Annotated in this window: 8 protein-coding genes; 5 read left to right on the plus strand and 3 right to left on the minus strand. The window is 76.3% G+C overall.

What is annotated here, in order from left to right; all coding sequences use genetic code 11:
* The 5 genes from ACIQOV_RS11215 to ACIQOV_RS11235 all read left to right on the plus strand — a co-directional run.
* Window positions 1–416 (plus strand): DUF4132 domain-containing protein (locus tag ACIQOV_RS11215; protein WP_401047408.1); only part of this gene is annotated, 416 nt, incomplete at its 5' end.
* Between the two features lie 50 nt (window positions 417–466).
* Window positions 467–1,549, plus strand: a complete 1,083-nt coding sequence (locus tag ACIQOV_RS11220; RefSeq protein WP_401047410.1) for an AAA family ATPase — start codon at window positions 467–469, stop codon at window positions 1,547–1,549.
* Window positions 1,549–3,831, plus strand: a complete 2,283-nt coding sequence (locus ACIQOV_RS11225; protein ID WP_401047412.1) for a DUF5682 family protein — start codon at window positions 1,549–1,551, stop codon at window positions 3,829–3,831. Before ACIQOV_RS11220 ends, ACIQOV_RS11225 begins: the two co-directional genes overlap by 1 nt.
* A complete protein-coding gene (locus tag ACIQOV_RS11230; RefSeq protein WP_401047415.1) occupies window positions 3,828–4,970 on the plus strand; it encodes a VWA domain-containing protein in 1,143 nt (380 codons plus the stop codon). Before ACIQOV_RS11225 ends, ACIQOV_RS11230 begins: the two co-directional genes overlap by 4 nt.
* On the plus strand, window positions 4,967–6,967 hold the full coding sequence (locus ACIQOV_RS11235; RefSeq protein WP_401047417.1) for a hypothetical protein: 2,001 nt from the start codon (window positions 4,967–4,969) through the stop codon (window positions 6,965–6,967). The genes ACIQOV_RS11230 and ACIQOV_RS11235 overlap by 4 nt, the downstream gene beginning before the upstream one ends.
* Window positions 6,968–7,114: 147 nt before the next feature.
* Here ACIQOV_RS11235 and ACIQOV_RS11240 read toward each other — a convergent pair whose 3' ends face one another.
* The 3 genes from ACIQOV_RS11240 to ACIQOV_RS11250 form a co-directional block, all read right to left on the minus strand.
* Window positions 7,115–8,380, minus strand: coding sequence for an ATP-binding protein (locus ACIQOV_RS11240; protein WP_401047419.1), 1,266 nt, complete (start codon window positions 8,378–8,380; stop codon window positions 7,115–7,117).
* A gap of 476 nt (window positions 8,381–8,856) precedes the next feature.
* A complete protein-coding gene (locus ACIQOV_RS11245; protein ID WP_401047422.1) occupies window positions 8,857–9,978 on the minus strand; it encodes an NADAR family protein in 1,122 nt (373 codons plus the stop codon).
* Window positions 9,975–10,340, minus strand: a 366-nt coding sequence (locus tag ACIQOV_RS11250) for a hypothetical protein (protein WP_401047424.1), incomplete at its 5' end; no start/stop codon positions are given. The genes ACIQOV_RS11250 and ACIQOV_RS11245, both read right to left, overlap by 4 nt.

The raw sequence follows: 10,340 nt of genomic DNA on the forward strand, positions 1-10,340 counted from the left end.
TCCTGCAGCCGTTCCGTCAGCTCGGCCGCCCGGTGTACGCGCTGAGCGACGAGGAGCGGGCCGGCCACCGCCTGACCCGCTTCGAGAACGGTCCGGTGCTGCCCACCACCCGGCTGGTCGGCATGGAGCGGCGCGGCTGGCAGCGCGGCGAGCCGCAGGACGCGGGCGTGGAGCGCTGGCTGTCCCGTCGGGTCGGGCCGGACCGCTACGTGGTCCTCGCACCGGAGCACGGCATCGCGGTCGGCATGCACGACGTGTATCCCGAACAGCGCGTGGAGACGGTGTGGCTCGACACCCGCCCGGGCGACTACTGGACCCGCAACCGCACCTTGCCGACCTTCGCCGAGCTCGACCCGGTGATGGCCTCCGAGGTGATCGCCGACCTGACCGAGCTGACCGAGCCGACCACGCCGTGACGGCGCACCACCTCGCCGACAGCCACGCGAACCACCCCGGGAGGGCCGCCATGACCACCACCGCCGAGGAGCAGCTCCAGCGTCCGCCCGCCGAGATCCGGTACGCCGAGGAGCTGGCGGCGCTGCGCGCCGAGGACCGCGACCCGCGCCCGCCGGGCTGGGAGCTGAGCCTGCGCGCCGCCCGCCGGTTCGTCGTCGGCGACGAGAAGGCCGGCATCGACCGCAAGTTCGTCGGCGATCCGGCGCTGGTCGAGCGCGCCCTGGTGACCCTGGCCACCAACCGCGGCCTGCTGCTGGTCGGTGAGCCGGGCACCGCCAAGTCGCTGCTGTCGGAGCTGATCGCGGCGGCGGTCAGCGGTACCTCCCGGCTGACCGTACAGGGCGGCGCGGCGACCACCGAGGACCAGATCAAGTACTCGTGGAACTACGCCCTGCTGGTATCCGAGGGCCCCTCCACCCGCTCGCTGGTGCCCGCGCCGATGCTGCGCGGCATGGCCGACGGCCGGCTGGTCCGGTTCGAGGAGATCACCCGCTGCCCGCTGGAGGTGCAGGACTCGCTGCTGTCCCTGCTCTCCGAGCGCGTGGTGGCGATCCCCGAACTGGACGGGCCGGAGGGGATGGTCTTCGCCAAGCAGGGCTTCAACGTGATCGCCACCGCCAACACCCGCGACCGCGGGGTGAACGAGATGAGCGCGGCGCTCAAGCGCCGGTTCAACTTCGAGACGGTCTTCCCGATCCCCGACCTGGACACCGAACTCGCCCTGGTGGAGGCCGAGTCCGCGCACCTGCTGCGCCGCTCCGGGGTGGCCGCCGCGCCCGACCGGGACCTGCTGGAGGTCCTCGTCACCACGTTCCGCGAGCTGCGGGCCGGTGAGGGCGGTGACCGCCTGTCCGCGGTGATGAGCACCGCGGAGGCGGTCTCGGTCGCCCACGCGGTCGGGCTGCGCGGCTGGTACCTGCGCGGCGAGGCCGGCAACGCGGCCGACCTGGTCGCCAGCCTGGCCGGCACCGCCGCCAAGGACAGTCCGGAGGACCTGGCCCGGCTGCGCCGCTACCTGGAGCAGCGGGTCCCGCGGCGGCGCGGCCCGCACTGGCACGCCGTGCACGAAGCCCGCCACCTGCTGGCCGGCTGATGCCCGCGGTCTTCCTCGGGGTCCGCCACCACTCCCCCGCCTGCGCCCGTCTGGTGGCGGACACCGTCCGACGGCTGCGGCCCGCGTACGTGCTCGTCGAAGGGCCGGCCGACCTCAACGGCCGCCTGGACGAGCTGGCCCTCGGCCACGAACTGCCGATCGCCGTGTTCAGCCACTACCGCGACGCCGAGCGCACCGCCACCACCTGGACGCCGCTGTGCGACTACTCGCCCGAGTGGGTGGCGCTGCGGGAGGGCCGGGCGGCCGGCGCGGAGGTGCTCTTCGTCGACCTGCCGTCCTGGCACCCGGCGTTCGAGCTGCGCGCCAACCGGTACGCCGACGCGGAGGCCCGGTACGCCGAGGCCACCGCCCGGCTGTGCTCGCGCTTCGGCACCGGCTCGGTGGACGCCCTGTGGGACGGCCTGTTCGAGGTGGCACCGGCGGACGGGCTCGCCGGGCGTCTGGACGCCTACTTCGACCTGGTCCGCGGGGACGCCGAGGCGGACGAGGGCGACCGGGCCCGCGAGGCGTACATGGCGGCCTGGATCCGCGCTGTCCTGGCCGAGGCGGGAACAGCGACCGTGCTGGTGGTCACCGGCGGCTTCCACACCCCCGCGCTCCGCACCCTCGCCGAGCGGCCCGCGGAGGTGCCCGGCCGGCCCGCGCTGCCGGCGCCGCGACCCGGCGCGGTGTCCGGCAGTTACCTGGTGCCCTACTCGTTCCGGCAGCTGGACGCCTTCGCCGGCTACCAGTCGGGCATGCCCTCGCCCGCCTACTACCAGCGGCTGTGGGAGGACGGCCCCGAGGCCGCCGCCGACCATCTGCGGCAGTCCGTGGTGTCGCGGCTGCGCGGGCGCCGCCACCCCGTCTCCACGGCCGACCTGGTCGCCGCCGCCGCGCTCACCGGCGGCCTGGCCGCGCTGCGCGGCCACCCGGTGCCGGCCCGTACCGACGTGCTCGACGGCCTGGCCGGCGCGCTGGTCAAGGACGACCTGACCCAGCCGCTGCCCTGGTCGGAGCGCACCCCGTTGGCGCCCGGCAGCCACCCGGTGGTGGTCGAGATGGTCGCCGCGTGCAGCGGCTCCCGCACCGGGCGGCTGCACCCCGGCACCCCGGCCCCGCCGCTGGTCCACGACACCGCCGCCCGGCTCGCCGCGATCGGGGCCACCGGCACCCGCCCGCTGACCTGCGAGCTCACCACCGAGGACGGTCTGACGGCCAGCCGGACCCTGCATCGGCTGCGCGTCCTCGGCGTGCCCGGCCGCCACCGCACCGCCGGACCCGCCCACGGCGCCGACCCGGTCACCACCGAACGCTGGGAAGCCGGGCCGGACACCGGCCGCGACGCCGCCCTGATCGAGGCGGGCGCGTACGGCGCCACCCTCGACGAGGCCGCCGCGACCGTCCTCGCCGAGCGGGCCCGTAGCACCGGGCCCACGGACACCGAACTCGCCGCCCTGCTCCTCGACACCGTGCTGTGCGGCGCCACCGCCCTCACCGACCGCCTCCTGACCGCGCTCACCGCCGTCCTCGCCCGCCACCCCGACCCGGGTGCCCTCGGCGCCGTCCTCGCCACCGCGCTCGGCCTGTGGCGGCACGACCGGGTGTACGGCACCGCCCGCAGCCCGCTGCTGGCCGCCGTCATCGACGGCGCGGTCGCCCGCGTCCTGTGGCTGGTCGAGGGCGCGCACGGCCGCTCCGGCACCGACCCGGCGCGCCTCGCGGCCCTCGCCGCCGTCCGCGACGCGCTGTGCCACGCCCCCGACCTGCTCACGGTCACCCCCGAGGACGCCGCCGCCCTCGCCCTCCGCATCGCCCGCGACCCGCACGCCCCCGCCGACCTGCGCGGCGGCGCCCACGGCCTCCACCTCGCCCTCACCCCCACGGCCGATCCCGACCTCGCCTCCGCCGCCCTGCACGCCGCGGGCGACCCCGGCGCGCTCGGCGACTGGCTGGCCGGCCTGTTCGCACTCGCCCGGGAGGAGGTCACCGCCGACGCGGGCGACGGCTCCCTGCTGGCCGCCGTGGACTCCGTCCTCGCCGAGCTCACCGACGCCGAGTTCCTCATCGCCCTCCCCGCCCTGCGCCAGGCCTTCGCCTGGTTCCCGCCGCGCGAGCGCGAGCGGATCGCCCGCCGTCTGATCGAGCGTCGCGGCCTGCGCGGCTCCGCCCGCGCCCTGCTCCGCACCACCGCCGACCCCGTGCACCTGGCCGCCGCCCGCGCCCTGGAGGAGAACGTGACCGCCCTGCTCGACCGCCACGGCCTGCGGAGTGCCCGGTGACCGCGCCCGAGCCGGCCCCCGCAACGGCACCCGACCCCGCCCTGGAGCGCTGGCGCCTGGTCCTCGGTTCCCCCGCCGAGCCCTGGACCGGCAGCCCGGGCGCCGACGGCGCCGCCCGCGACGCCGCCCTGGAGTGGCTGTACGGCCGCGACGAGGACCTCGACCGCCGCGGCATCCGCGCCGCCGGCGCGGAACCGTCCCGGGTCACCGCGGTCGACTGGCTGGACGACATCCACCGGCTCTTCCCGCGCGAGACGATCGAACGCCTGGAGCGCGACGCCGTCGAGCACTACGGCATCGACGAGATCGTCACCGACCCGACCGTCCTGGAACGGGTCGAGCCGAGCGCCGCCCTGCTGCGCGCCGTGCTCCGCACCAAGCACCTGATGAACGAGCAGCTGCTCGGCCAGGCCCGCCGCATCGTGGCCGCGGTGGTCCGGCAGCTGATGGAACGCCTCACCCCGGAGCTGCGCCAGGCGTTCACCGGCGCCCGGTCCGCCCGCCCGAGCCGCCGCCCGCTCGCCCGCGACTTCGACTTCCGCCGCACCGTCCGGGCCAATCTCGGCCGCTACCGTCCCGCCGAGCGGCGGATCCTGATCGAACGCCCGCACTTCCACTCCCGCACCCGCCGGCACCTGGAGCAGTGGCAGCTGATCCTGCTCGTCGACCAGTCCGGTTCCATGGTCGGCTCAGTGATCCACTCCGCGGTCACCGCGGCCTGCCTGTGGAGCCTTCCCGGCCTGAAGACCCATCTGGTCGCCTTCGACACCCAGGTGGTGGACCTCACCTCCGACGTCACCGACCCGGTGGAACTGCTGATGCGGGTCCAGCTCGGCGGCGGCACCGACATCGCCCGTGCCGTCGACTACGCGGCCGGTCTGGTGGAGAACCCGCGGCGCACCGTCCTCGCGGTGGTCAGCGACTTCTACGAGGGCGGCGACCGGTACCGGCTGCTGCGCACCGTCCGCTCGCTGACCGGGCAGGGCGCCACCGTGCTCGGACTCGCCGCACTGGACGAGGAGGCCGCCCCCGCGTACGACCGCGAGCTGGCCGGGCAGCTCGCGGACGCCGGCGCGCACGTGGGCGCGATGACGCCGGGGATGCTCGCCGAGTTCGTCGCCGAGCGGCTCGGCCGATGACCGCCGCGACGCGGGCCGATCTGCTCGCCCTGGACACCGACACGCTCGCCGCACTCGCCAATCGCGGCCTGGTGAAGCGCGCCGCCCGCGAAGTCGCCGCGGGCGACGGGCCGGTGCCCGACCTCGACCCGAACGGCACGCTTCGCGGCACCTGCCCGGACGGCAACTCCGTCGTCCTGCCGCCCGGCACCGGGCTGGACGGTGGCAGCTGCACCTGCGGCGCCCCGGGCGTGTGCCGCCACCGGATCGCCCTGGTCCTCGCCCACCAGTACGCCGCCGCCGACGCCCCCGCACCACCGGGTCCTCACCCCGGCCCCGCCACCCCCGCGCCCGCCCCCGCGTGGTCCCCCGGCGCGTTGGACGACGAGGCGCTGACCGCCGCCGTCGGCGCCCGCGCCGTGGCCGCCGCCCGCCGGACGCTGGAGCGCGGTTATGCCGCGCGGCTGCACCACGCGCGCCCGGACGATCCGCAGCCGGTCGCCGAACTGGCCGCCTGCACCGTCCGGTTCCCCGTCCCCGGCGAGCTGGGCTTCGCGGTGACCGACGCCGCGCAGGACCGCCGCGGCGAGATGATCGCCCTCGCGGTCTGGGCCTTCCGGGCCGCCGACGGCCGCCCGGCCGTCACGCTCGGCGGCCGTCCCGAGCCCGATGCGGGCATCCCGCCGGTCCTGGACGCCGCCCTCGGTCTCGCCCGCGAACTGCTGCTCGACGGCGCCGTGCACGCCGGGCCGGTCCTCACCGCCGACCTCCACCGGGTGCGCGAGGAACTCGCCGACCGTTCCCTGCACTGGCCGGCCGGCCTGGTCGCCGACCTGATCGGCCAGCTCGACGCGTACGCCGCCCGGTCCGCCGACCACCGGCCCGAGGAGCTGGCCCTGCTCCTGGCCGAGCTTCACGCCCGTCACCGCGCCGCCGCCCGCCCCGGCGCGTCCCGGTCGGAGGTCCTCGGTGTCCGGGAGACGGCCGAGACCCCGCTGCGCCGGATCCGCCTGACCGCGCTGGGCTGCCGGATCCGCGGCACCGCAACGACCCGGTCCGCCGAGGTCTACCTCGCCCACCCCGCCGCCGGCACCGTCCTGGTGCTCCGCCGCAGCTGGGACGTCCCGGCCGACGGCCGTCCGCCGACCGGGCACGCGCTGGCCGCCCGCCGGATCGCCGGCCACCGCCTCGACGCCCTCGCCGCCGGCAACGTGGTCAGCGAAAGCGCCGTCCGCAGCGCCGCCCGTGAACTCCGCCTCGGCCGCGGTCGGACCGCCGCCACCACCGTCACCCCGGTCGGCGGCTCCTGGACCGACCTGCCCGCCCCGCTGCTGCTCACCGACCTCGACGCCCACCTGCGCACCCTGGAGGGCCGGCCGCCGCGGCTGATCCGGCCCCGCATCGCCGCCGAGTCCCTGCACGTGGTGCGGCTCTCCGCCGTCGACGGGGTCCGGTACGACGCCGCCGAGCAGCGCCTGGAGGCCGCGGTCCGCGACGCCGCCGGCAACCCGGCCACCCTCGCCGCCACCTACGACCCGGCCTGCCCCGGCTCCCTCGACGCGCTCGCCGCGGCGCTCGGGTCCGGCGCCGTCACCCACGTCAGCGCCACCCTCCGACGGGCGGCGGGCCGCACCGTCCTGGAGCCCGCCGCACTCCTCGCGGGCGACACCGTCGTCGTCCCCGACCTCGCTCCCGGCACCGCGTCCACGGCCTTCGGCCCCGCCGCGCCACCGTCGGCCGACCCCGTCGCCGCCGACCTCGCCGAGGCGCTCGCCGCCCTCGCCGACACCGCCCACCGGGGCCTGCGCCACCCGGACGGCCCCACCCTCACCCGCCTGGACCGCACCGCCGCCCGGCTGAACCGCGGCGGCCTGGCCACCACCGCCGAGCTCCTGCGCGCCCTCGCCCACGCCCTGCGGGCGGGCGACCCGGACGCCGCCGCCCGCACCTGGTCGGACGCGGCCGTCCGGCTCGCCGTCACCGTCGAGGCACACCGGGAGACCACCGGCCGCCCCTGAGCACCTTCGCCGAGGGCGCCCCCGGGGTCCGCACCGGACTTCGCACTACCCCTGGGCCCTCCACAGCCTGCGAGTCGAATCGACCAGCCTCTCCCATGAGCGGAGAGGGCCGGCCACCGAAGGCCTGTGCGCTGTGCGGGCCCGGGGTCAGAGCCTGGCGTGGGTGCCGATGTCGGTGTGGAAGGCCTCGACCATGGCGGCCGTCACCGTCGGGCGGCTCGCGCCGATCGCGGCGAGGTGGTCCGCGGTGGTCGCCCCCGGTACGGCGTCGTCGCGCTCGAACGCGGTCTGCGCCGCCAGGCGTGCGGCGTGCTCGATGTCGGCGGGGGAGAAGTGCTCGCTCGCGGCCACCAGTGCGGGAACGTCCACGTCGAGGCGGTCGGTGCCGAGCGCGTAGCGCGACCAGATCGCGGCGCGGGCGTCCGGGTCGGGGGTGCCGATCGGGATGACGTAGTCGAACCGGCCGGTGCGCAGGAACGCCGGGTCGAGCGAGCGGACGGAGTTGGTCGCGCAGACCAGCAGTCGGCCGTCACGCCCGCGGAAACCGGGGATCAGCTTGAGCAGTTCGTTGGTCACGCCGTGCATCGTCCCCGTCCGGCCGGCCTCGCCGCGTACGGGGGCGATCTCCTCCACCTCGTCGATGAAGACCAGCACCCGCTCCAGCTCGCCGATCCGGGCGAAGGCGCTGCGCAGCGCGGCGGCGAGGTTGCCCTCGTCGGCGAGCCGGGAGGGCAGCAGTTCGACGAACGGCCAGCCCAGGCGGGAGGCGATGGCCCGGGCGAAGGTCGTCTTGCCGGTGCCGGGCGGCCCGAACAGGGTGATCGCGCGTGGCGGCCGGACCCCGTGCCGGGCCGCCCGCTCGGGCTCCGCGAGCGGCAGCACGACCCTGCGCTCGATCAGCTCCTTCTCGGCGGCCATTCCGGCCACCCGGTCCCACAGGTCGCCGCCCAGCACCCGCCCGCCGAGCTCGTCCAGCGTGCCGGCCGCGGAGCCCGCGGCGGGCTCGGTCTTCTCGAAGTACGCGGCGGCGGGCCGCCGTTCGTAGCCGGCGTTGTGCAGTCCCTCGCCGAGCAGTTCCTCCTCCGGCAGCACATAGGCGATCCGCCGCACGCGTGCCTCGACCAGCCGTCGCTCCAGTTCCCGCAGGAGCGCGCTGGCCAGGCCCCGCCCGCGCCAGGCCGGGGCGATCGCCACCCGCATCACCCACGCCCGCTCCCCCGCCACCTGCGCGAGCGCGGCACCGATCGGCGTACCGTCGTGCACCGCGACGACGGCGGGCTGGCGCGCGGTCAGCGCGGCGATGCACTCGGCGAGCGAGAACACGGACTCCTGCCCGAGCCCGGCGGTGCTGTCGATCAGGTGGACGACGGCAGCCAGGTCGTCCTCCCGATAGTCGTGGATCAGCCAGTTCACGTGCGTCGCTCCCTCGGGTCTCCGGTCGTGCGGGTCGCGGAGAACGTAGGCGCGCCGGGCCCGGCCCGTCGTGCGCCGCTCGGGACAACGCGGCGTGGACGAACCGTACGCGGCAGCGGGTTGCGCGCCGGGGCTCCGCGGCCCGTCGGTACTCGCACCCCGGCCGCTCGGGCCCGGGGACGCTCAGGATCCGCCGCTCCCCCGGCGGCACGCGACGCCCGACCCGGCCCCCTCCCCGTCCTACGCCGTGCGGCGCTCGACGCCGTCGAGCAGCAGGCCGAGCCCCAGCCGCGGACCCCGCGCCTTCCGGCGGCCTGACGATTCGTCAGACTTGCTTGAAGGGGCCTTGATTCAGCTCTTCGTGATCACCGGATCACGGACCGGGGAGGCCGTTTCCACCATCGGTGGAGGCGGCCTCTCCGGCCTCCCGGGCTCCCGGCCTCCCGGGCTCCCGGGGAGCCGCTCGCCCGCCCCGCTCACAGCCCCGGGATTCCGGCCCGCCGCACATGCAGTTCGGAACGGACGAGTTCGAGGAGCCGGCCCGTCCAGTTGCGGCCCCGGCCGGCGTTGTCGCCCCAGAAGTCCGAGGCCATGTCGTCGTAGATCACGGTGGCGTCGTCCGTCGCCAGCAGGATCTCGGCCAGCTCGGGATGCTGGTCGTACTTGGCGCGCAGCAGCCGCGTCATGACGGCGGTCCGGGCATGCTCCCAGCCCTCGCGACGAGGCGCCTCGGTCGCGAGCTTGCGCGCTGCGGCGGCGGTTTCCGCCGTCGCGATCGCGCTCCGGGCCTCGGGCTGGGCCGCCGACAGGGCCCAGTAGGCATGGGCGACGGAGGGGTAGGTCACGTCCGCCACGGTGATCGGGGCGGGGTAGTCGTTGCGCAGGCCGCGCTTGCCGGGGTCGGCCGGCGGCTCGTTCAGATGCCACTGGTAGAGCCGGACCGCCGGGGCGTGCGGGGCCGCCGGCCCGTCCGCCGGGACACGGGTGGGCCGCTCGGCCTGCCAGCGGGCCCGCTCCTCGAAGTACGCGAGGGCGCCGTCGTAGTCCTCCTGCGTGACCGTTCCGTCGAACGACAGGTAGGTCCGGCCGCCGGGTCCGGCCACCAGGATCCGCAGCGGCCGGTCCTTGCTGTCCATGTCGCCCAGGGCGTAGCGGCGCTGCGACTCCGGGACGGCCAGGAACGCGGCGCGGGCCGCGGCCCGGTTCTCCTCGGTCCGGTCGGCGAGGAAGGTGTCGACGGCGGCGAGGCAGCGGCCGGTCGAGTCGGGGCGCCCGTTCAACTGGTCGATGGTGTCGCGGATTTCGGCGACCAGCAGCTCGGGTGTCAGCCAGCTCTCCGGCTCGCCGAACTTCCAGTCCGCCAGGTCGTGCGCGGAGGCCTCCCCGCCCTCCGGGAGGGTGGTGGCCACCCAGCCGGTGCGCAGCTTCTCCTCGAACTCCTCGACCGTGACGAGTTCCCAGCAGTCGATGAGCCCGTCGGCGTAGATGAAGAGGTCGGTGAGGAAGTAGTGGCCGCCGTTGTGGATGAAGGCGTGCCGCCAGGTTCCGGGTATGCGGACGCCGTCCGCGGTGCGATGGGTGATCCGCTTGCCGATCATCCCGTGATTGTGTCGCGGTGGACGCCGAACGGCTCCCGGTTTTCCTCCGGGCCGGGTGGAGGCCGGGTCGGCGACCGCAGCCCCGCGCGGGCGACGCGGGTCGGCGTCGGGCTGGCGGGTCGGCGTCGGGCCGGGGCCGCGACGGCCGCGGGCCGGTCGTCGTCGCCGTGCCAGGTGGGCCGGCCGAGCAGGCGGGGGCGCTCGATGACCCAGGCGCGGGTGTCGGTGCCGATCTCGGCGGTGATCAGGTCCTCCAGCAGGGTGCTGTAGCGGGCGACCAGTTCGCGGTGGGCCGGGTCGGTGGCGAGGTTGCACGTCTCGGTGGGGTCCTCGGCGCGGTGAGTTCCCCCCTCCCTCCGGAC

It is taken from the genome of Kitasatospora sp. NPDC091257, assembly GCF_044757675.1.
In the GTDB taxonomy this organism is placed as follows: Bacteria; Actinomycetota; Actinomycetes; order Streptomycetales; family Streptomycetaceae; genus Kitasatospora; species Kitasatospora lactacystinica.